Annotated in this window: 23 protein-coding genes; 2 read left to right on the top strand and 21 right to left on the bottom strand. The window is 65.0% G+C overall.

Annotated elements, in window-relative coordinates; translation table 11 throughout:
- Positions 1 to 2: 2 nt before the first annotated feature.
- The 5 genes from hpt to spoIIE all read right to left on the bottom strand — a co-directional run bounded on the left by hpt (position 3) and on the right by spoIIE (position 6,368).
- Positions 3 to 545, bottom strand: a complete 543-nt coding sequence (gene hpt, locus BW934_RS07800) for a hypoxanthine phosphoribosyltransferase (protein ID WP_076346782.1) — start codon at positions 543 to 545, stop codon at positions 3 to 5.
- Between the two features lie 30 nt (positions 546 to 575).
- Entirely contained in the window at positions 576 to 2,018 is a 1,443-nt protein-coding gene (gene tilS / locus BW934_RS07795) for a tRNA lysidine(34) synthetase TilS (protein WP_076346780.1), read from the bottom strand.
- 157 nt (positions 2,019 to 2,175) lie between these two features.
- Positions 2,176 to 3,081, bottom strand: a complete 906-nt coding sequence (locus tag BW934_RS07790) for a protein kinase domain-containing protein (protein ID WP_076346778.1) — start codon at positions 3,079 to 3,081, stop codon at positions 2,176 to 2,178.
- Positions 3,078 to 3,797, bottom strand: a complete 720-nt coding sequence (locus BW934_RS07785) for a vWA domain-containing protein (protein ID WP_076346776.1) — start codon at positions 3,795 to 3,797, stop codon at positions 3,078 to 3,080. Before BW934_RS07785 ends, BW934_RS07790 begins: the two co-directional genes overlap by 4 nt.
- Before the next feature lie 93 nt (positions 3,798 to 3,890).
- Entirely contained in the window at positions 3,891 to 6,368 is a 2,478-nt protein-coding gene (gene spoIIE, locus BW934_RS07780) for a stage II sporulation protein E (protein ID WP_076346774.1), read from the bottom strand.
- A 139-nt stretch (positions 6,369 to 6,507) separates the two neighbouring features.
- On the opposite strand from spoIIE, the gene BW934_RS07775 reads away from it, so the two are divergent.
- A complete protein-coding gene (locus BW934_RS07775) occupies positions 6,508 to 6,963 on the top strand; it encodes a deoxycytidylate deaminase (RefSeq protein WP_076346772.1) in 456 nt (151 codons plus the stop codon).
- Between the two features lie 205 nt (positions 6,964 to 7,168).
- Positions 7,169 to 7,291 carry a cortex morphogenetic protein CmpA gene (gene cmpA, locus BW934_RS14795; protein ID WP_143232578.1) on the top strand — a complete coding sequence of 41 codons (123 nt, stop codon included), beginning with the start codon at positions 7,169 to 7,171 and terminating at the stop codon, positions 7,289 to 7,291.
- 127 nt (positions 7,292 to 7,418) lie between these two features.
- Here the strand turns inward: cmpA and BW934_RS07770 are convergent, their stop codons facing one another.
- The 16 genes from BW934_RS07770 to BW934_RS07695 form a co-directional block, all read right to left on the bottom strand.
- Complete coding sequence (locus BW934_RS07770) at positions 7,419 to 7,619, bottom strand: hypothetical protein (protein ID WP_076346770.1); 201 nt, start codon at positions 7,617 to 7,619, stop codon at positions 7,419 to 7,421.
- Between the two features lie 189 nt (positions 7,620 to 7,808).
- Positions 7,809 to 8,213, bottom strand: a complete 405-nt coding sequence (locus tag BW934_RS07765; RefSeq protein WP_076346768.1) for a S1 domain-containing RNA-binding protein — start codon at positions 8,211 to 8,213, stop codon at positions 7,809 to 7,811.
- A gap of 148 nt (positions 8,214 to 8,361) precedes the next feature.
- A complete protein-coding gene (locus tag BW934_RS07760; RefSeq protein ID WP_234969678.1) occupies positions 8,362 to 8,685 on the bottom strand; it encodes an FtsB family cell division protein in 324 nt (107 codons plus the stop codon).
- Between the two features lie 84 nt (positions 8,686 to 8,769).
- Entirely contained in the window at positions 8,770 to 9,366 is a 597-nt protein-coding gene (gene yabQ / locus BW934_RS07755) for a spore cortex biosynthesis protein YabQ (RefSeq protein WP_076346764.1), read from the bottom strand.
- On the bottom strand, positions 9,363 to 9,623 hold the full coding sequence (locus tag BW934_RS07750; protein ID WP_076346762.1) for a YabP/YqfC family sporulation protein: 261 nt from the start codon (positions 9,621 to 9,623) through the stop codon (positions 9,363 to 9,365). The genes yabQ and BW934_RS07750 overlap by 4 nt, the downstream gene beginning before the upstream one ends.
- 316 nt (positions 9,624 to 9,939) lie before the next feature.
- Positions 9,940 to 10,242, bottom strand: coding sequence for an RNA-binding S4 domain-containing protein (locus tag BW934_RS07745; protein WP_076346760.1), 303 nt, complete (start codon positions 10,240 to 10,242; stop codon positions 9,940 to 9,942).
- 3 nt (positions 10,243 to 10,245) lie between these two features.
- A complete protein-coding gene (locus BW934_RS07740) occupies positions 10,246 to 10,518 on the bottom strand; it encodes an HU family DNA-binding protein (protein ID WP_143232576.1) in 273 nt (90 codons plus the stop codon).
- Positions 10,519 to 10,582: 64 nt separating this feature from the next.
- The gene (gene yabN, locus BW934_RS07735) at positions 10,583 to 12,064 is read right to left on the bottom strand and encodes a bifunctional methyltransferase/pyrophosphohydrolase YabN (RefSeq protein ID WP_076346758.1); all 1,482 of its coding nucleotides are present in this window, start codon (positions 12,062 to 12,064) and stop codon (positions 10,583 to 10,585) included.
- 242 nt (positions 12,065 to 12,306) lie between these two features.
- Positions 12,307 to 12,849: a stage V sporulation protein T gene (gene spoVT / locus BW934_RS07730; RefSeq protein WP_012809627.1), complete on the bottom strand. Its 543-nt coding sequence runs from the start codon at positions 12,847 to 12,849 to the stop codon at positions 12,307 to 12,309.
- Between the two features lie 130 nt (positions 12,850 to 12,979).
- Positions 12,980 to 16,531, bottom strand: a complete 3,552-nt coding sequence (mfd, locus tag BW934_RS07725) for a transcription-repair coupling factor (RefSeq protein WP_076346844.1) — start codon at positions 16,529 to 16,531, stop codon at positions 12,980 to 12,982.
- 34 nt (positions 16,532 to 16,565) lie between these two features.
- Positions 16,566 to 16,805, bottom strand: a complete 240-nt coding sequence (locus BW934_RS07720) for an anti-sigma-F factor Fin (protein ID WP_076346756.1) — start codon at positions 16,803 to 16,805, stop codon at positions 16,566 to 16,568.
- Between the two features lie 180 nt (positions 16,806 to 16,985).
- Positions 16,986 to 17,561: an aminoacyl-tRNA hydrolase gene (gene pth, locus BW934_RS07715; RefSeq protein WP_076346754.1), complete on the bottom strand. Its 576-nt coding sequence runs from the start codon at positions 17,559 to 17,561 to the stop codon at positions 16,986 to 16,988.
- Between the two features lie 13 nt (positions 17,562 to 17,574).
- Positions 17,575 to 18,519, bottom strand: coding sequence for a ribose-phosphate diphosphokinase (locus BW934_RS07710; RefSeq protein ID WP_076346752.1), 945 nt, complete (start codon positions 18,517 to 18,519; stop codon positions 17,575 to 17,577).
- Positions 18,509 to 19,921: a bifunctional UDP-N-acetylglucosamine diphosphorylase/glucosamine-1-phosphate N-acetyltransferase GlmU gene (gene glmU / locus BW934_RS07705; protein WP_076346750.1), complete on the bottom strand. Its 1,413-nt coding sequence runs from the start codon at positions 19,919 to 19,921 to the stop codon at positions 18,509 to 18,511. The genes BW934_RS07710 and glmU overlap by 11 nt, the downstream gene beginning before the upstream one ends.
- 146 nt (positions 19,922 to 20,067) lie before the next feature.
- A complete protein-coding gene (gene spoVG, locus BW934_RS07700; RefSeq protein ID WP_076346748.1) occupies positions 20,068 to 20,364 on the bottom strand; it encodes a septation regulator SpoVG in 297 nt (98 codons plus the stop codon).
- A gap of 139 nt (positions 20,365 to 20,503) precedes the next feature.
- Positions 20,504 to 20,878, bottom strand: coding sequence for a RidA family protein (locus BW934_RS07695; RefSeq protein WP_076346746.1), 375 nt, complete (start codon positions 20,876 to 20,878; stop codon positions 20,504 to 20,506).
- Positions 20,879 to 20,886 lie beyond the last annotated feature (8 nt).

Genomic DNA, 20,886 nt, shown 5'->3' with positions numbered 1-20,886 from the left:
CGTCAACCTGTCGCATAGATGTCAGACTTGAGGATGCCCACGTATGGCAAGTTGCGATACCGCTCCGCGTAGTCGAGGCCGTAGCCGACGATGAACGCGTCCGGCACCGTGAAGCCGGCGTAGTCCGGTTGGATGTCGACCTTGCGCCCGCTCGGCTTGTCGAACAGCGACACAATTTTTACGCTCGCCGCCTGCCGGCGGATCATCGTATCGCGGAGGTACGCGAGCGTGAGGCCCGTGTCCACGATGTCCTCGACGATGATCACGTCGCGCCCCTCGACCGGGCGCTCGAGATCGTACAAGATGCGCACGGCGCCAGACGACTTGGTGGACTGCCCATAGCTCGAAATGGCCATGAAGTCGATCTCGACCGGCACATCGATGCGCTTGACGAGATCGGCCATGAACAGCGCCGCGCCCTTGAGGATGCAGATGAGAAGCGGGGTCTTGCCCGCGTAATCTCGGCTCAAGGCCGCCCCCATCTCGGCCACCTTGGCCTGCAAAGTTTCCTCATCGAACAGGATACGCTCCAGATCAGGATGCATGAGTGCCTCCCCATGTCCGCTTGAAAATGTTCAACGCCGCCCGCGGTCTGCTCGCAGAGGCCATGCGGCCAGACACGCAGCCGGGGCGCGCGCCCGGATGACGTACGCCGGTCCGCCGCGCCAGAGCCAGGCGCCGGACCGCATCAGGCCGGGGACCCACACGGCCTCGCCGTCCACAAACACCACCGGCCAGCGCGGGCGCCACGCCCGCGGCACCTTGGCGTCGGTGAAGATGTCCTGCAGTTTCTTCGTCCCGCGCCCGCCGAAAAGCCGCACGCGCTCGCTCGTCGGCACGCCGACGGCCACTTCGGCCCACGACACCTCCGCGGGCAAAAGCAGCCACCACGGCGAAGGCAGGCGAGCCGGATTCGGGTCCGCCACCCACAGCCGCCGAAACCGCCAGCGAGCCTCCCCCTGGCCGATCCCGGCTTCCGGCGCGCGCAAATCCCAGCGCACACGCGCCGACAGGTGGAGGTTGTCTCGCTGCGGGCGACCTATGTACATGTGGTCATAGGCCTTGACGCACCGCACATCCGCCGCGAGGTGGACTTCGCCCGATGCCGCCTTCGCGGCGGCCAGGCGCCGGATGGATTCCACGTGCGCAAACGTCCACTCGCGCGCGGAGAAACAATTCAATAGTATGTGAATCACCCTGCGTTGTAAAGAAACGTGAAGCGCCGCAAGCCGCGCCGCGGAAAGGAGGATGCTCCCGTCCGCCCGCCACGCTGCGACCTCCCGCGCCGCCCGCTCGGCCTGAGCCTGCATGTACGCGTCCTCGGCCCAGAGGATTTCGAGCGCCTCAAGCACCTTCCGCTCCGCCTGCGGCTCGATGGACCGAAGCGCCGGAACGACGACCTGGCGGACGCGATTCCGCAAAAAACGCGTGTCCTGATTCGTCTCGTCCTCCACGTGCGGCACCCCGTGCGCCGCCGCGTACTCGAGAATCGCCGCCTTTTCCACCGCAATGAGCGGCCGAAGCACATGCGCCCCGAACATCTCGACCTTTGGGCGCATGCCGCCGAGCCCCAAAGGCCCCGCGCCGCGGAGCAAGCGCATGACGAAGGTCTCCAGCTCGTCCTGCGCGTGATGCGCCACCAGGATGACGCCGCTTTTCCCGCGGGCGCGCGCCGCGAGCGCCTCGTAGCGCGCCCGCCGCGCCGCCGCCTCCAGGCCCTCCCCTCGCACATCCGCGATCTCGACGTGCGCGATCTCGCACGGGATCCCATGCTGGCGGCAGTATGCCTGCACGAAGGCCGCGTCGCGATCGGCCGCATCGCGCAGGTGATGGTGAACGTGGACGACGGAAAAGCCGCCCAGCGCAGGCGGCGCCCCCTCGACCGCGCGCTGACACAGGTGCAGGAGCACCATGGAGTCAACGCCGCCGGAGACGCCGATCACCGCGTGGGCGGCCGCAAGCTGATGTTCTTCGAAGAAGGAAGTCACGTGCGTGAGGAGATCTCCCGCTCGCCTCAAGGACGATCCCGCCGTTTCCGCTCTCGGCCGCGGTCCACTTCGCGGCCTCCCTTGTCCACATCCATTGTAGCAAATCCTGCCGCGCATCGGGCCTGTTGCGTTCGAGGCGGGGCCCCCGCCGAAACGCCCGCGACACCCGCGATTTCGCCATACCGCGTCAGATGAGGCGCAGGTACAGGGCCCAGGCGCAGGCGGTGGAGATCACGGCGCCAGCGACGCTCGCCCACATGAAGGCGGCCGTCCAGTCGCGCTCGCCGCCTTTCGCCGCGTGGGTCTTCACGCGAATGTCCGCGATGGCCGCGCCGAGCGAGGCGGCATCGCGGATCTCCTTGCGAAACACCCGGTTCCAGACCGGCCGCCACGCCGCGTCCACCTTGTCCGCCATCATCGCCCTGAGGACTTCCTGGCGCCGCTCGGGCGGCAGCTCGTAGAGGTGCGGTGGCCACGGCGCGTCGAGCGACACGGCCATGAGCGCCACCGCCACCACGTCGTACGCCGCGCTGGCGCGCCGGTCGCACAGCCCAAAAAACGCGCCGTCTGTCGTCGGCGTGAACTGCCGCACGGCCTTGCCGAACGGCGTCACACCGCCGGGATCGACAAAGCGCACCTCGCCAGACGCTTCCTGGACGAGCACGTTCTGCGGCTTGACGTCGCAGAACGCGTGTCCGGTGGCGTGCAGCTTGGCGAGCCCGTCGACGATCCTCTGCATCACGTCCTTGCGCCGAGCGGGTGCCAGATGGGGCCAGACACTGTCGAGCGGCCGCCCCGAGATGCGCTCCATGACGTAGAAGAAGCGCGCGCCGGGGAGGTCCGAATCGTCGATCTGCTGCGGCGCTGGGAAGGGCGATCCCGGCCCGCGCACAAGGTTCAGCAGCGACCACTCGAACGCCACCTGGCCGGCCGTCGCGCACACCTTCATCGCGCCGGGCAGCCCGTCGTCGCGCTCCACGGCGTACACGATGCCGTTGGCGCCCGTGCCAAGGACGCCGCGGACGCGCCAGCGCCGCGACGTCCACTTGCCCGTCACCCAGGTGCCGGGGGCGAGCGGCCGGGGCGAGCTCATCCGAACTCACGGCGCGGACCGTCGTCCTCCGCGCTGTGGGCGCGCGAGAGGAGAAGGTCGGCGGCGTGATCGATGGCCGGGCCGGTCGGCGTGCCGCCGCGGGCCACGAGCTCGGCCTCGAGCGCCGCGACGTTCACCTCGGACGAGAACGGCTGAACGAGACGCGTCGCCTCCTCGCCCTTGCCGGGGAACGCCAGGACGCTCACGGCGAGCGGGCCAGATCGCACCTTGAGGGACAGGGCGAGATCGCGCACAGCCTCGCGCACGGTCGGGATTTTGTCGCGCATGCTGGCGCTCGTGTCGAGGCAGACCACGAGGTGAAGCGCCACCTCGTCCTCCAGCTTCTCCACCACCTGCATCACGCGGGCCCGCTCGGCGGGCGGCAAATCCTCGGTCGACTTGCCCATCACGGCGAGCAGCTCCTGGTTGACCACCTGCTGAAGCGTCATCTGCATGGTCTGGTGCGTCATCATCTGCGCCGTCGCCGAGATGTCGGCGGGCTGGACAATCCTGCACATGCCTCCGCCCGCGTCGGCGATGGAGTGTGCCTCGTTGTAGCCTTGTTCGCCCGCGTCGCCGCGCCCCACGATGCCGATGACGTTGACCACGATGCCGTGCCGGTGAGCGCGGCGCGCGGCCTCGACGGGATCGGGCCCAATGTTGGAACAGCCGTCGGTGATGACGAGAATCTGCCGGATGGTCGCTTCCCTGGTCAAGAAAAATTCACCTCCGCAAAACTGGCTAGTCGCCAGTATCGCCGAGGTGGAATCGTTTCATTCCCAAAAGCTTGATAGAATCCGTTGCACGCCCTAGGCCATGCGGCGCTTGCGCTCTGCGGATCGCAGGCTCGGCACGTTCGGCAGGCGAATCGCCGCCCACTGCTCCTGATACCGCTCGATCACGGCGGCCACAGCGGTCATGTCGTCGCGAATCTTTCCGTGCGAGGCCTCGACGGCCATCTCGACCAGCTCGTCCACGATGGCCTGCGGATCCGACGATTTGATCTGCGCCAGGGCGGCCTGGATCCAGTCGTCCGCCTGCACGCCTTCGGGCGTCGCGTCGTAGACGCCGTCGGAGACGAGCACCAGCACGTCGCCCGGCAGCAGCTGCGCCTCGATGGTCTGCACCTCAATCTCCTCGAGAATCCCGATGGGCACGCTGTTGCCGGTGACCTTGATGACCTCCTGGCCGCGCTTGATGTAGCTCGGCGCCGATCCGACCTTCAAAAACTCGCACTTGGCGTGGAACAGGTCGATCACGGCCATGTCGAGCGTGGTGAACATCTCCTCGCGCGAGCGGAGCACGAGCGCGGAGTTGATGGTGCGCACGGCGAGCTTTTCGTCGAACCCGGCCTTCATGAGGCGCTTTAACAGGTCGATGGCCGACTTCGACTCCTGCTTGGCCCGCTCGCCGTTGCCCATGCCGTCCGAGATGGCGAGGGCGTAGCGGCCGTTGCCGAGATCGACCGCCGTGTGGGTGTCCCCGGAGACGGGCCGGCCGTCTTTCGCGATGGCCATGGCCGCCGAGTGCACCTGATACTGGCGCGCCGAGGCAAATGTGGCCGTGCACGGCCCGCCGTGCGGCGGCACATTCAGCTTGGCGACGGTGATGTGCTCGCCGAGGATGCCCGACAAGAGCGGCGCGATCATGCGCGCGGACGTCTCGTGGGCGCTCTCGGAAGGCTGCACGACCTCGATCTCGACGCGGCCGGGCTCCAGGCTGAGAATTCGCACGTCGTCGACGTAGAGGCCGAGCTCCTCGAGCGCGCTCACAATTTTCTCGCGATCCGACAACAACGTCTTCTGCTCCATCTCGAGCTCCTTGGCAATGGCTCGGACGACATCGGCCACCCCCGCGAGCTGATGCGCCACGAGCTTTCTCTCTTCCATCATCTTCTTCAGCCACTTGTAGTCGCGATGCGTGAGGTCGAGGTTATAGCGCAGGGTGCTCATCATCGGGTCCAGGCGGATGCAGCGATCGCGCAGCTCAGGCGTGGGCGCGGCGCGCCGCCCGCCGGCCGATTCGATGTTGACCAGGGTGTGTTTCATCGCGTTGTAGGTCTGCAGCATCTCCCGACCCCAGCAGAGCGTCTGGCGCGGGCAGAGCGAGCAGACGCTGTCGCGGGTCTTTTGAATGGTTTGCGTGACGAGATCGCGCATGAGCAGGTAGTCGTTGCCGCTCACGTCGGAGAAGGTGTCGGCGAGTTCCTCAAAGATCTGGCTGACCTCGTGAATCTTCTCCGTCATGAGCGCGTGGACGCGCTCGGCGCGCAAGCGCTCGTCGGCAGAATGTTCAGGCGTGCCAGGCACAAAAGAGCGCAGCTCGACAACCAGGCTCCGCGGCGTGAGGAGATAGAGCACGGAGGCAGCCGCCGCGGCCGACATCTGCACAAACAGCGGCGCGTAGGCGTGCGCGTAGGCGAGTGTCAGCGCGCCGACGCCTGCGACAAACGTGGCCGAGACGACAAACCGATTGGCGTCGCGCATCAGGCCGCAGATGAGCGCGATGAAGCCGAGCACCGCCACCTCCATCAGCGACGCCTCGTGGCTCAAGAGCGACAGCATGCTGATCGCGACCGCCCCCGCGGCGGCGGCGCCAATGCCGGTCGCGCTGAGCACGAGCACAATCCAGTCGATAGCCACGAGCGCGAGCGGAACCCCGCGTATGGCAAGCCCGTCGAAGCCCATGATGACCGAGGCGATGAGAATGACCACGCTCATGATCTGCTCGTAGCGCAGCGTCCGCGTGAGTTCCTGACCGAGAAACAGGTGAATGCACTGAAGGAAGATGAGCGCTAAGATGGTGACCAAGGCGCCTTGGCTGAAGGCGAGAAGGCCCTCGGCGACGGTCAGGCTTGTCCCAAACGATGCGAGGTGGACGACAAACCCTACCGAGCCGGCGAGAATGGGCGCCCAAATGAGGTCCGCCGTCTTGCGCCGAAAGATGATGCGGTGCGCGAGCTTGTACAAGACGATGGCCGCGGTGAGTTCGAGCCCCTGCTCGACGCCCGCGGTGAAGGCGCCGAGGATGCCGGCATACGCGGGCCACGCGCGGCGCTCGCCGGCAAGGGCCATGACGACGGCGAAGTACGCCAACGCGAAGGGCGCCACGGCGTGATCGATGGAGGCTCGGCCGAGCAGGAACGCGAGTGAACCGATGAGCACGGGGCGTCGCCATGCCCTGACCGCCGCCCGTGAGACATGTTTGGAGCGCGCCGCATGCTTTGGTGCCTGGTTCCGTTCGGTGAGAAATGGCTTCGGCCCGCTCCGACGACGTTTTCCGACCATACATCCGTCCCCTTTCATCCATGTGTATGGCCATTATAAGGCAGGTAGAACTGCAGATTTTGTCAAACGGCGTCTACGCAATCGAGAAAGTTTTCGAGTATTGATTACACAGTTCGCCAAAAGGAGGGCGTGATCGACAATGGAGGCGAGACGAGAGCGGATGGACTGGCACAGTTTTTTCGCGTCGCAGGCGCGGGTGATGGCGGCGAGATCGACCTGCACGCGGCTGCAGGTGGGCTGCGTGATTGTGCGGGATAAACGGATCATTGCGAGCGGCTACAACGGCAGCATTCACGGGGACGAGCACTGCGTGGACGTGGGCTGCAAGGTGGTGGACGGCCACTGCGTGCGGGCGATTCACGCGGAGCAAAACGCGCTGTTGCAGTGCGCGCGCTTTGGCATCGCGGCCGAAGGGGCGGACCTGTACGTCACACACACGCCGTGCCTGACGTGCACGAAGAGCCTCATCCAGGCGGGCATCCGCCGGGTGTTCTACGAGTTTGCCTACCGCCCGGATCCGTACGCGGCGGAACTTTTGTCGAAAGCGGGCGTCCTTGTCGAACAAGTGCGAAGCCGCTTGGATCTTTTGGTGTAGCGCGGGTGGGGCGTTCCGAAGGCTGCCTCGGGTGCGGGGCGGTCTGGATGCTGCCAGCGGGACGTTTGGCGAGATGGGGAGATGCCGATGGATGCCTGAAGTCGCGGCGCCTACGAGGCATCGGCTTTGCGCGAGATTTTCTGGGCGCCATTTCTGTCCCCACCGCGTAGACTACATACAACCGCGATGAGCGAGGTGATGTGGAATGCCGGAATGGCTTCGGAGTCAACTCAGGAGAGCGTTCCTCAATCGCGATCGCAAGGCCATTGTGATGTTGAACGAAGCGTATTACCGGTATCGCCGGTCGGAGGCGAAAGCGCAGCCGTGACGCTGCGGGAGCCGCTCGGTTTTGCGCCGCCGGGGTGGCGCCCATGTGCCGTGTCCCCGCGCGCCTTGCGCCTCGCATGCACACCGCGCGCACCCGCGTCCGGCCTTCTGCGCGCCCGCCCGTGTCGTCAACCGGGATACCCGGCGATCCGGCCTTGAAACTTGCCCAGAATGCGGTCCAACACCTCTTGGGTGATGGGGCCGAGCTGGGCCTTGTACATATCCAGCGAGATGTGGCAGCCGTCGCGATCATTCTCGTTGTCGAAGGCGAGAAAGAGCCGCGTGCCGTCCGCAAGCTCATACTCGAGATAGTAGGTGTCGTCCTGCACGGGACGCCTCCTTTCGAGCGCACCCAGCTGCGCTGGAGGTTCTCTGAGATCCGGCATCCCCATCCGGTATCACGCGAAAGCACCGGGCCGTGCGAAGCCCGGTGCTTTCGTCGCCGTAGGGCGGCCGATTCGGCTTCTCGCGAAGCGCCGCATGTCTCTTGACGCGCTTGAGGCCGATGCGCTGAGGTTTCAGCCGCGCCGGCCGCCGCGGCCGCCGCGCTTGGCCTCACTTCGCCTGAGCTGCGCCAGGCGCTCCTCGCTGTCTTTGAGAAACCTGTTCATGATCTGTTCAAATCCCTGGCGCCGGTCTTGGCGCTGACCCCCTCGCGAACCTCCGCGATGCGTGCGGCCAGACGACGACTCGTTGGCCTGGCGAATGGACAGGGCAATCTTACCATCTCCGCTGACGCTGAGCACCTTGACGGTGACCTCGTCGTTCACCTTCAAGTAGTCGTTGACGTCGCGGACGTAGTCGTCCGAGATTTCGGAGATGTGCACCAAACCCGTTTCGCCCTCGGGCAGCGTGACAAACGCGCCAAACCGCGTGATTCCCGTCACCTTGCCCGTCAGTTTGCTCCCGACCTCAATGGCCATAAAGTTGCTTGTTCCTCCCTGTCCGCTTGAACGAAAAGAATCCGTTGAACGGCCTGCAGCGACAATCGGTGTGAAGCCCTGACGGCCACCTCCGCTCATCCGTAGGATATCCGCCTTGCGCCCTTTCGACTCACGCGCACCTGCGGCGTCAGTGAGATTTCGACGGCGACTGCAGATCAAACGGCACGGTGTTGGGCATCACGAGATTCTGATGTTCCGTCGCGTACTTTTCAATGTACGCAGGATTGTTCAGTTGTTGCTTCTCGGCCTGCAACGTGCGCTGTTCCGCCTGGAGCGTATGCAACTGGCGCTCCAACTTGGCGTTTTCCGCCGCCAGCTGGCGCAATTGGGGGCGTTCCGCATGCCAGAAGTAAAAGAACGCCCATGCGCAAATGGCGAGGGCAGCCACATATCGGATGCGAACGGGGACGCTGCGGCGCTGCCGATGAGGCTCTCGCTGGACGCTCATCATTGGGCGTGACTCGACTGCTCGCACTGCGAAACGCTCCTCGAAGGGAAGTGACCGCCCGGCGCGCCGACGCCCCGACCAAGGTCGTCAACGAGCCTGTCCGCGGCTTTGGATCAACCAATTCGACGCCCGCTGCCACAAATCCTCTTGCCACGCCGCTAGTTTTTTTCGCCAAGCGGCGTCGCGCCGGATGTAGCGGCGCACGGGAAAGCTGACGACGGCGAAGGCCACCGCAAGGATGCGGCACACCACGTCTTCAAGCCACACGCCCGCTCGATACAGGACGCCCAAAATCGCGAGCGCCACGCGAGCGGCGAGGCGGAGCGGCCAGACGATGAGCACCTCCATCGTACGCCTGACGATTCTCGCGACGAAGCGGATGGCCGCGACCACGGCGAAGGCGCCGCGTATCACGCGCCGCCTCAGCGTCACGCGGTACAGCCCATACCCCGCGGCCACGAGCACCAGCGTCCAGATGCGGAACTCGCCGTCGATCGTGCGGAAGGTCAGCAGGTATACGCAGATGGCCGACGCTACCCAAAAGGCGAGATCGCAAAGCGGCCGCAGATGGCGCAGAAGCCGCAGGCTGGTGGCGATGGTGTTGTACCAGTCGAAGACGGCGCCCATCGCCGCGCCCGCCGCGAGCATCCACAGGACGTACGCCACGTTTTGCGTCGTGTTCATGGCCAGATCCGCCCCCAGCGCGCCCGGCGGCGGTGATCGCCATACGTCAGCGCGCCGATCTCGCCCTCGATGCGGATGACGCCCGCCTGCCGATCGAAGGCCTTGATGGCAAGGCCCTGCCCCTCCACGCACAGCTCACCGGCGCGCGTCGCAAGGACGAAGGCTTCGGCGTCGAACTGCTCGAGCCGCTCCACGCCCGTCACCTCGATCTCGCGCCTGGCGAGGATACGCACATCGTGTCCCTCGGCCGGTTCCATGCCGACACCTCCAACGTACCCTGTCGCTCCGAGTGTATGATGCGGCGTGGACATGTAGACCGGAAATGAGCGACGGGCCCATCTCACCGCTCGTTTGCGGATGGGAGGGCTGAAGGAAGCGGCGCCTGGCTCGGGGCGCGGGCATGAGGGAGAGCGGATGGCGTGCGGAGGACGCGGCAGCATCGTGCGGCATGGGCGCCAAAGGCGGGCAGGCGGCTCGACGAGGCGATGGCCACGCCGGCCCAAAGCGCCTGTCATCCTCCCACCGTTTGAACCAAAGACAAAGACCGGCCCAACGGGCCGGCCCTCACCGGGCTTATGGTGTCTCGGCTTCATCGTCGACGAATTCCTCGTCGACGTCGCCCGCGCGCGGTTCCACGCGGACCATCTCGTAGAGAGAAGCTGCTTCGTCCCGCCGCGGATTCTCCGCCAGGCGCCGAACGGAGACCGTCACGGTCTTGTTGCCGTAGTGGATGACAATCTCGTCCCCCACGGCGACGTCCGTCGCGGCCTTGCCGGGACGGCCGTTCACCGTCACGCGCCCGGCGTCGCAGATCTTCTTGGCCAGCGTGCGCCGTTTGATCAAGCGGGACACTTTGAGAAACTTATCGAGTCGCAAGGTTTAACGCGTGACTTCCTTGAGCTTGTTGCCCGGTTTGAACGCAGGCACCGTGGAAGCCGGGATCTCGATGACCTCGCCCGTCTGCGGGTTGCGCCCGGAGCGCGCGGCGCGAGAGCGCGTCTCGAACGTGCCAAAGCCGATGATCTGCACCTTCTCGCCGTTCGCGAGGGCCTTCTCGATGATCTCGAACACCTTGTTCACCGCGGCTTCGGCGTCCTTCTTCTTCAATCCCGTCTCTTCCGCGACACGGTTGATGAGTTCCATCTTGTTCACGCGTGCGATACCCCTTTCGTGGGAATGTCGGGAATGTTATTCGTTCTTCTCGCCAGGAATCCTGCTAGTTCGACGGCGAAAATGCGATTTTTGCCTCATTCCAGTACGCATCGAGCGCTTCTGGAGATGCGGTTTCCCATGATCCTCCATCTGAGCGCAGCCGTTCCTCCACGTACCGGAAGCGGCGGGCAAAGCGGCGCGTCGCCTGCGCCAACACGGACTCGGCGTCGAGCTTCAGGAACCGGCAGAGATTGACGACGGCAAACAGGAGGTCTCCGGCTTCCGCGGCGAGTTTGGCGCCATCCCGCGGCTCGCGGCGCCGCTCCATGTCAAGTTCATTCATTTCCTCTTTGACCTTTTGCCATACATCATCCTCGTTGGACCAATCAAAGCCCACCTTGGCGGCGGCCTTCTGCACCTCCTGTGCCACGCCGAGCGCTGGCCCGGCGAATTTCACGCCGGACAGGGCGCTCTCTTCACGCTCTTCATTTCTACGCTCATCCTGTTTTACCTGCTCCCAAATGCCGCGCACGTCGTCCGGTGTCTCGGCCACCTCTTCGCCAAACACGTGCGGGTGGCGCCGGACGAGCTTCGCGGCGAGCCCCGCGAACACGTCGCGCAGCGCGAACTCGCCCGCCTCCTCGGCGATCCGCGCGTGAAGGAGGATCTGCAGCAAAAGGTCGCCCAGCTCCTCGGCCAGATGGTCGGGATCGCCCGCGTCGATGGCGTCCGCCACCTCGTACGCCTCCTCGATGACGTACTTGCGCAGCGACGCGTGCGTCTGCTTGCGGTCCCACGGGCAACCGTTTGGCCCGCGCAGCACCTCGACAATCCGCGGCGCCTCGTGCAAATCCCGATAGAGCACGGCAGCCTCGCTCGCCGGCGGCACATACAGCGTCGTCAGGTGATTGAGCCAGGGCAGCCGGTCGATCTCGTACAGCGGCACGCGCTCGATCCGCTCCTCGCCGCGCACGCCGGCCGCGCGCACGATCACGACCTCGTATTCGTCCGGATACAGTTGCATCAGGGTCAGCTTGACGTCGCTCGCCACGTCGCGATCGTACACCTGAGCGATGAACGTGTGCAGGCGCGGATTCAGCTGGTCCTGCCGGAGCGCGAGGCCGTCGAGCAACAAAAGCCCTTCAATCGGGTCGATGCCGAGGCTTGCCACGGCGAGATCGAGAAAGCTCTGCCCGGGACCAAGCTCGACCTCCACGCCGGGATGAGGCTGGGCCAAGAGCATCTGCACGGCGCGCTCGGCGACGAGCGGATGGCCGGGCACCGCGTACACGACGTGCGGGTGATGCTCGGCGAGATGGATGAGGCGCGCCACGATGGCCTCGTACACGGCGTCGAACGTGTCGCTCGTCTGGTAGAGGTCATCGCACGACTCGAAGGGAACATGGGCTTCCTCGAGCCTCTTGACGGCCGGATGCTCGCGCGTGCGAAGCACGACGGGAAAGCCGCGCCGCATCATCTCGTACGAGCCGAGCGGGATGCTGTCTGGGTCTCCGGGGCCCAGTCCGACAATGTGCAACGTGCCCAATTTGCGTAACCCTCCTCGGCACAACGGTTTCCGTGCAGGCCGCGATGCGCACGTGCGCCTCCGCCCCCAGTATACCGCACCACTACAACAAAACGGCCTCCCGCAGGTCCCTGTTTCACCCGACGCGGGAGGCTCGATGGCGATGCGCAGTCGTCGGCTCTGACATGTGCCGCTGGCGCCCATTCGTCCGATTCACACTTGCACACCCAAGGTCCATATGGTATTTTATGGGTGTCGCCGGTTCACTGCTCCATTTGCTTACCCAAAAAACCGGCGGCAGTCTCCGCCAACTTGACCTCGGTCTCCCCCATCCGCACGCTCTCGTCGCGGGTGGCGAGGATGACCGCGCCAATCGGGTCGCCCGCTGCGATGATGGGTGCGATGACGCGCGCGCCGAACCGCTCCGGGCGATCCCGCACGATGGCGTACTCCCCCGCCGCCGAATTGTGCACCGTTTTCCGCTCTTCCATCGCCTGCTCAATGTCTTCGCTCACGGGCTTGTCCAAAAATTCCTTTTTGGGCGCCCCTGAGACGGCGATAATCACGTCTCGATCCGCGATCATCGCGATGTGCCCCGTGTTTTCAGCGAGCGAATCCGCGTACTCCTTCGCAAAATCCCCGAGCTCTCCGATGGGCGAGTACTTCTTCAGGATGACCTCGCCGTCGCGGTCCACAAATATCTCCAAGGGATCGCCTTCGCGAATGCGCAACGTCCGTCGAATTTCCTTCGGAATCACGACCCGACCGAGATCATCAATTCTCCGCACGATGCCTGTGGCTTTCAAAAAGATCCCTCACCCTCATGAAGTTTGGTGCAACGGAATCCGACGTGACTGTATTATGCGACTCGCCCAGATCCTCTATGCACCAGCGAATCCATGAGGGCGCGCGCGGCGGGTTCGCGCTCCGGCGCCTTCAGACGCCCGCCACCTCTTCCTGTTTCTTTGCCTGCCGCACCATCGCCAGGTAGTCGGACAAGAAGGCGATGAGCCGCCGGACAATTTCGTCCCCCGCCACGCCCTTCGTGCGGAACGCCACAAAGACCATGCCGTTGGGCCGCGAGGTGACCTGCGCCTTGTGCTTGACCGCCATCGACAGGAGTTTCGGATAGTCCACAGGCGCGTGCGGCTCGTTCGGGAAGCGCAACGTCGTGTCCGCGCCCTGCGTCGCGATGTGATCGGCGTGCGCCTGCATGGCGAGGCTCTTCAGCCTTGTCACGTCCAGGAGGTTGCGCACTTCCTGCGGCGGATCGCCGTAGCGATCGACGAGCTCTTCCTCGAGGTCGTCCGCCTCCGAGACCGCCTGAATGGCCCGGAACCGCTTGTACATGGCCACCTTCTGCGACGGATCGGAGATATACGTGTCCGGGATGTAGGCTTCCACGGGCACGTCGATGGTCGGCTCGGCGGGCTTTTCGAGCTGTTCGCCTCGCAGCTCGCGGATGGCCTGCTGCAAGAGCTCCGTGTACATGTCGAAGCCCACCGAGTTGATGAAGCCGTGCTGCTCGGCCCCGAGCAGGTTGCCGGCGCCGCGGATGGACAAATCGCGCATGGCGATCTTGAAGCCAGAGCCAAGCTCGGTGAACTCCTTGATGGCGGCCAGGCGCTTTTCGGCGACCTCGGACAGCACCTTGGCCGGCTGATAGGTGAAATATGCGTACGCAATCCGGTTGGACCGGCCCACGCGGCCGCGCAGCTGATACAGCTGGGACAGCCCGAACTTGTCGGCGTCGTAGACAATCAAGGTGTTCACGTTCGGGATGTCGAGCCCCGTCTCGATGATGGTGGTGGTCACGAGGACGTCGAACTCGCCCTCGAGGAAGTCGAGCATGACGCGCTCGAGCTCCGCCTCCGCCATCTGCCCGTGGGCCACGCCGACACGCGCGTCGGGCACAAGCGACTGCACGCGCTCCGCCATGCGGTGAATGGTCTGCACGTCGTTGTAGACGAAGTAGACCTGCCCGCCCCGCGCCAGCTCGCGCTCCAGCGCCTCCTTGACCAGCCCCTCGTTGTACTCGACCACGTACGTCTGCACCGGGAAGCGGTTCTCGGGCGGCGTCTCGATGATGGACAAATCGCGCACGCCAAGCATCGACATGTGGAGCGTGCGCGGAATGGGCGTCGCGGTGAGCGTCAAGCAGTCCACGTTCGCGCGCAGCTGCTTCAGCTTTTCCTTGTGAGTCACCCCAAACCGCTGCTCCTCGTCGACGATGAGAAGGCCGAGGTCCTTGAACTGAATCGAGTTCTGCAGAAGCCGGTGCGTCCCAATCACGATGTCGATGGTGCCTTCTTTCAGACCCTTCAGGACCTCCTGGGTCTCCTTGCGCGTGCGAAAGCGGCTCAACATCTCAATCTTCACCGGGAAGCCGGCGAACCGCTCCTTGAACGTCTCGTAGTGCTGCTGCGCCAGCACCGTGGTCGGCACCAGCACGGCCACCTGTTTCCCGTCCATGACCGCCTTAAACGCCGCCCGCATCGCCACCTCCGTCTTGCCATAGCCCACGTCGCCGCACAACAGCCGATCCATCGGCCGCGGCTTCTCCATATCCCGCTTGATCTCCGCGATGGCGCGCAGCTGATCCGGCGTCTCCTCGTACGGGAACATGTTCTCGAAGTCCGCCTGCCACGGCGTGTCGGGCGAAAACGCGTGTCCCGGCGTCGCCTCGCGCTTGGCGTACAGCTTCAGCAGGTCGCCCGCGATGTCGCGCACCGACTTCTTCACGCGGTTCTTCGTCTTCTGCCACTCGCTCGAGCCGAGGCTGTGCAGCTTCGGCTCCTTCTCGCCCGAGCCAATGTACCGCTGGATCTGGTCGATCTGGTCCACCGGCACGTACAGGCTGTCGCCCCCCGCGTAGCTCAGGTACAGGTAGTCGTTGCGCCGCCCATCCACCTCGAGCGTCTTGATGCCCATGTACCGCCCAATGCCGTGATTGACGTGCACCACGTAGTCGCCGACGTTCAGCTCCTGGTAGCTCTTGATGCGCTCCGCGTCGGAGACCTGCGCGCGCGTCTGGCGATGCTTCCGCTTCGCCGTGAACACCTCGGTCTCGACGATCACGGCCACGCGGTGCATGGGCAACTCGAACCCGCTCGACAGGTTGGCCACGACAATCTGCGGCACCTTCGACCCCGGCGTGAACAGCTCGACCTGGTCCGCCTGGATGCGGTAGTCCTCCAGGACGCGCGCGAGGTGATCCGCCCGCTCCTTGGTCGCGGCCGCGAACACCACCTGCGTCTGCGCCTTCTCCCAGCGCGCGAGCTCCTGCTTCAGCACGTTCATCTGGCCGTGGAAGTTCTGCATGCTGCGCGCCGAGATGTTGAGTACCTGCTGGTAGCGCTGCGCGCCCCGCGTGTGGGCGAACGTCGCGAAGTGGACCTTCGGCCGGTTCAGTTCCTGAAACTTCGCCTCGTAATCCACCGCCTCGACGGTGCCCGACAGCACTTCGCCCCGCATGATGGCCCCCGACAGCCATTCGCGGAACTCCTTCTCGAGCACGTCGGCGCGCTCGAGGATGCGAGCCGTTTCGTCGAAGCAGACGAACGCGGGCTGCGGGACGTGATCGAACAGCGTGTCGGCGTGGTCCGGATAAAGCAGCTGGTACCGGGCGATCCCGGCGAAGGGCTGCCCCTCGCGGAGCTTGCGCACGTCCGCGGAGATGGTCTGCTCCAGGCGATCGCGCAGGGACGCATCGGTCACGGTCCTCAGCCGCGCCTCAAGGCGCGCCTCGATGTCCTCGGCCACCTTTTCGGCCACCGGCTGGGGCAACATGAGATCGAACGCGGGCCCGAACGAGATGGCGTCCCGCTTCTCCAGCGACCGCTGCGTGGCGGGATCGAACGCGCGAATGGAGTCGATCTCGGTGTCGAACCACTCGATGCGGTAGGGAAGGTCGTGCCCGAGCGGAAACACGTCGAGAATGCCGCCGCGCACGCTGAACTGGCCGCGGCCCTCCACCAGGGGCACGCGCTCGTACCCGCCGCGGACGAGCTGGGCCACGACATCGTCGATGGGCTTTGACTCCCCTACCGCGAGCTTGACCAGCGAGTGTAGAAAGTGATGCTTCTTCGTCACGGGCTGCCAGGCGGCGAGCAGGGTCGTGACCACGACGACAGGGCCCTCCTGAGCGAGGGCCTCGAGGACGTGCAACCGATCCGCCAGGACATCCGACGACGAAGCGAGGTAATCCACGAGCGCGTTGTCCCGCTCGGGATACAGATACACCCGGGCATCCGGCAGATATTCCTTCAGGTCTTCCCAGATGGTCTGGGCGTGACTGGCCGCGTGCGTCACCACGATCATCGACTCGGGGAGACGGCGGTTGCGAAGCTGGTACAGGGCCGCCATGACGAGCTGCCGGCCGGCGCCCGTCACCCCGGTGATGAGCACGTCGTTTCGGCGCGGCCCCATCGCGTCTGCCAACGACGAAAGCGCCCCGTCCGCAGCCATCCGTTCGACGAGACCTTTCACCTTTTCCCCTCCCAGCACACACGTTTAGCTGGATTTATTGTATGATACTTCCTTCCAAGAGCAGCTCAGGGTGCCTTGCGACGGCCTGCTCACAGGTGTCGCACACCGTCTGAATCTCGATTTGGTCCTCTCGCGGGCGGATGACGTCCTGCTGGTGGTCGGGATCGAGATGATGGAGGCCAAGCCGTTCCATCGCGTCCCCGAGCGACCAGCGGGGATTTTCCACCGCCCCAATCTTCTGTCTGCAGTAGCGGCAGACGTATTCGAAGCGCATTGGGATCGCCCCTTTGTCAGACGAATGTCAGACAGGTCTCCCCTTAGTATGGAGACACGATGCGCTTCGCATACCTCGGCCGCGTGGCGGCGCGGACCTCGGCCGCGTGGCGGCGGGACCCGGAGAGTCCCGAGCAGAGCCGCGGGCGGCCCCGAGCCGGGCCCTCGGCGGGGCCCTCCGTTACGCCCGGGCCGCCGCGTTGTAACGGGTCATGGCTTCGGCGAAGCCGCGCTCGATGGCGTAGAGCGCGGCCTCGGCGGCTGTCTCGAGCGCCCGGCGAATGTGCGGCTCTTCCTCGGGTGAAAACGCTCCCAACACGTACGGGACGATCGGCGCTCCTTTCGGCGGCCGGCCGATGCCGATGCGGATCCGCCCAAACGTCTCCGCGCCGAGCGACTCGATGATGGACTTGATCCCGTTGTGCCCGCCGGCCGAACCCTGCGCCTTGAGGCGGACGACACCGGGCGGAAAATCCATATCGTCGTACAGCACCAACAGGTCGTTGGCCGGATCGAGCCGATAATAGCGGACCAGCTCGCTCACGCAAAGGCCGCTTACGTTCATATACGTGTGCGGCTTCACCAACAGAACCTTCTCGCCCGCGTATCGCGCATCGCCGACGAGCGCGTGGAAGTCGGCCTGGTCCACGCGCGCCCCGAGCCGATCCGCCAAGATATCGACGGCCATGAACCCGGCGTTGTGGCGCGTGCGCTCGTACTCGCGCCCCGGATTCCCGAGTCCCACGATGACTTTCAACGTCCGTCTCTCCTCAGTCGAACAGCTGGCTCACAGAGCGCTGCGTGTGCACGCGGATGATGGCCTCCGCGATGAGCTCCGCCACCGACAGCACCTTGATCTTGTCAATGCGCTTCGATTCCGGCAGCGCGATGGTGTTGGTGACGACCACCTCTTCGACGGCCGAATTCTGCAGGCGCTCGACGCCCTGCCCAGAGAGCACCGGATGGATGCAGCAGGCGTAGACGCCGCGCGCGCCCCGCTTGAGAAGCTCCGCCGCGCCCGCCGTGATGGTGCCGGCGGTGTCGATCATGTCGTCGATCAGAATGGCGGTCTTCCCTTCGATATCGCCGATGATGTTCATCACCTGCGCCACATTGGCGTCCGGGCGGCGTTTGTCGATGATGGCGAGCGGCGCGCCGAGGCGCTCCGCAAACGCGCGGGCCCGCGTGACGCCGCCCATGTCCGGCGAGACCACGACGGGATTTTCGATTTGCTTGTCCAGGAAGTAATCCGCCAGGATAGGCATCCCGATCAGGTGGTCGACCGGGATGTCGAAGAAGCCCTGGATCTGACCCGCGTGCAGATCCATCGAGATCACGCGGCTCGCGCCCGCCGTCTGCAGAAGATTGGCGACGAGCTTCGCCGTGATGGGATCGCGCGCGCGAGCTTTGCGGTCTTGGCGCGCATACCCATAGTATGGGATGACGACGTTGATGGTGCGCGCCGACGCCCGCTTGACCGCGTCCATCAGGATGAGCAGCTCCATGAGGTGCTCGTTCACAGGCTGGCTCGTCGGTTGAATGATGAACACGTTGGCGCCTCGCACACTCTCGCCGAGGCGGATGCGGACCTCGCCGTCCGAAAACCGCCCGACTTGGCAGTCCGCCAGCGGGACCCCGATGTAGTCGGCAATCTCCTGCGCCAATGCCGGATTGGCATTTCCCGTGACGAGCTTCAAGTCGGCGTCAATGGCCACGATGGTTCCCGCCTTTCTCCGGATTCCGATTCTGCCTGCGCGCCTTCCACGACCGGACGTAGTTCGGCTTCGTGGTCTGCGGCACGCGGCCGATGGCGAAGCCGTCGTCGCCGATGTCGTCCGTCACCGTGGTGCCGGCAACCACGTACGCTCCCTTGCCGATGGTGACGGGCGCGATGAGGTTCACGTTCGACCCGATGAAGCTGTCGTCGCCGATCACCGTCCGGTGCTTTCGCTCGCCGTCGTAGTTCACGGTGATGGCTCCGCAGCCGACGTTGACGTTTCGGCCGACGTCCGCGTCGCCGACGTACGCGAGGTGACTCACCTTCGTATCATCGCCGATGCGGCTGTTTTTCACCTCGACGAAATCGCCGATTTTCACGCGCGCCCCGATGTCCGCACCCGGGCGCAGATACGCAAACGGACCGACTTCCGCCCCCGGGCCGATCACGGCCTCCACCGCCACCGTGTACTGGACCCGGGCGCCTTCGCCCACGATGGTGTCCACAAGGCGGGCGTTGGGGCCCACGACGGCCCCCGACGCGATGCGCGTGCGGCCCGCGAGCATCGTGCCGGGCAAAAGCGTCACGTCCGGCGCGAGCTCCACATCCGCCTCCACGTACGTGGCAGCAGGATCCATCACCGTGACGCCCTCCCTCATCCAGTGCTCTAGGATGTGGCGCCGGCAGATGGCCTCCACGCGCGCGAGCTCGACGCGATTGTTGACGCTTGCAATCTCGTCCTCGTCCTCCGCGATGTGCGCGATGACGCGCTCCCCGCGGCGGGACAGAATGAGCGCCGTGTCGGTCAGGTAGTACTCGCCTTGGGCGTTGTCGTTGTTGACCTCGGCAAGCGCCTGTTCCAGCGCATCGCGCCGGAACGCATAGATGCCCGTGTTGATGAGCCTGTGTTTGCGCTCCTCGAGCGTCGCGTCCTTCTCCTCGACAATGCGCTTGACCTCGCCGCGATCATTCAAAAAGACGCGCCCCAGCCCCGTCGGATTCGCGACTTCAGCCGCAAGCACGACACAGGCTGCGCGGTTCTCCTCGCGCAGCCGCATCAGGGTCAAAATGGTCTCCGGCCGAATGAGCGGAGCGTCTCCGTAAAGCACGACCACCGTCTCCGACTCGGGGGAAACGAGCGGCATGGCCGCCCGCACCGCATCCGCGGTACCCAACTGCTTCTCCTGAACTGCGATTTCCGCGCGCCCCTGAATGGACGCCTCCACCTGTTCCCGGTGCTGGCCGACCACCACGACGACTTGACCAATCCCCGCCTCGCCGAGGCTGTCCAGCAGGTGGTGAATCATCGGTTTGCCACAGACCGGATGCAACACCTTGTGTGTCTGCGATTTCATGCGTGTGCCGTGCCCCGCGGCCAGCACGACAGCCGTTTGCGCCATGCCGTATCTCCTCCGAGCGCGCGAAGCCTGCGCTCCCACAAATCTTGACGCCCCAAAGTGTACCCGATGGGGGGGTGCATTTCAATTTGACAGGCGCCAGATCACAAAAAAGCCCTGACTTTCGCCAGGGACTTTTCACACAAGCTTCACATGGCCGAATCGCCGAGCGGCTGCTTTTCCGATTCCGCTTCCTGCGCGCGATAGTAGGCCGCGAGCACCGCTTCTTGGATTTTCTGGCGCGTGGACGACGAAATGGGATGTGCGATGTCGCGGAACTCGCCGTCCGGCGTCTTTTTGCTCGGCATCGCGACAAACATGCCGTTGTTCCCATCGATCACGCGGATGTCGTGGACGACAAACTCGCTGTCGATGGTAATGGACGCGATCGCCTTCATGCGGCCTTCACTCGCCACTCGGCGAAGCCTTACATCGGTGATCTGCACCCTCATCACCACCCTGATGTCGCGAATGGGTCACTCCTGTCTTGAATGACCAATTCCACGCGCGGGCGGCAAACTCCTGCACAGATCGTCAACATTTTTTCAAAAATTCGACCTCGTTCTCGTTTTTCCGCGCCGAGCGTCAGCCGAGGTAGGCGACGAGCTCGATCTCGACCTTGGCGCCGCGCGGCAGCGCCGCCACCTGAACGGTGGAGCGAGCGGGCTTGTGGCCGCCGAAAAACGCTTCACACGCCTCGTTGACGACCTGGAACTCGGCGAGATCGGTCATGAAGATGGTGGCCTTGACCACCTGGTCGCGCCGCGCGCCCGCCGCCGTGAGCACGGCGTCGAGGTTGCGGAACACCTGTTCCACCTGCTCCTTCACGCCGCCTTGAACCATCTCGCCTTCGGGGGTCAGCGGAATCTGCCCGGACGTGTAGACGAAGCGGTCCACCTGGATGGCCTGCGAGTACGGACCGATGGCCTTCGGCGCGTGATCCGTGTGAATGATCTGCATGGACAAGA

The sequence above is a fragment of the Alicyclobacillus vulcanalis genome, assembly GCF_900156755.1.
GTDB classification, from domain to species: domain Bacteria; phylum Bacillota; class Bacilli; order Alicyclobacillales; family Alicyclobacillaceae; genus Alicyclobacillus; species Alicyclobacillus vulcanalis.
Note: the sequence above shows the minus strand (reverse complement) of the source record. Positions and strands in the feature narration are given on the sequence as shown.

Excerpts from the sequence above, each read along its gene's own strand:
- spoIIE (WP_076346774.1), bottom strand. The coding sequence starts at position 6,368 with ATGGTCGGAAAACGTCGTCGGAGCGGGCCGAAGCCATTTCTCACCGAA.
- BW934_RS07720 (WP_076346756.1), bottom strand. The coding sequence starts at position 16,805 with ATGCGCTTCGAATACGTCTGCCGCTACTGCAGACAGAAGATTGGGGCG.
- cmpA (WP_143232578.1), top strand. The coding sequence starts at position 7,169 with ATGCCGGAATGGCTTCGGAGTCAACTCAGGAGAGCGTTCCTCAATCGC.
- yabQ (WP_076346764.1), bottom strand. The coding sequence starts at position 9,366 with ATGAACACGACGCAAAACGTGGCGTACGTCCTGTGGATGCTCGCGGCG.
- BW934_RS07775 (WP_076346772.1), top strand. The coding sequence starts at position 6,508 with ATGGAGGCGAGACGAGAGCGGATGGACTGGCACAGTTTTTTCGCGTCG.
- BW934_RS07760 (WP_234969678.1), bottom strand. The coding sequence starts at position 8,685 with ATGATGAGCGTCCAGCGAGAGCCTCATCGGCAGCGCCGCAGCGTCCCC.
- BW934_RS07790 (WP_076346778.1), bottom strand. The coding sequence starts at position 3,081 with ATGAGCTCGCCCCGGCCGCTCGCCCCCGGCACCTGGGTGACGGGCAAG.
- BW934_RS07750 (WP_076346762.1), bottom strand. The coding sequence starts at position 9,623 with ATGGAACCGGCCGAGGGACACGATGTGCGTATCCTCGCCAGGCGCGAG.
- BW934_RS07695 (WP_076346746.1), bottom strand. The coding sequence starts at position 20,878 with ATGCAGATCATTCACACGGATCACGCGCCGAAGGCCATCGGTCCGTAC.
- glmU (WP_076346750.1), bottom strand. The coding sequence starts at position 19,921 with ATGGCGCAAACGGCTGTCGTGCTGGCCGCGGGGCACGGCACACGCATG.
- hpt (WP_076346782.1), bottom strand. The coding sequence starts at position 545 with ATGCATCCTGATCTGGAGCGTATCCTGTTCGATGAGGAAACTTTGCAG.
- BW934_RS07765 (WP_076346768.1), bottom strand. The coding sequence starts at position 8,213 with ATGGCCATTGAGGTCGGGAGCAAACTGACGGGCAAGGTGACGGGAATC.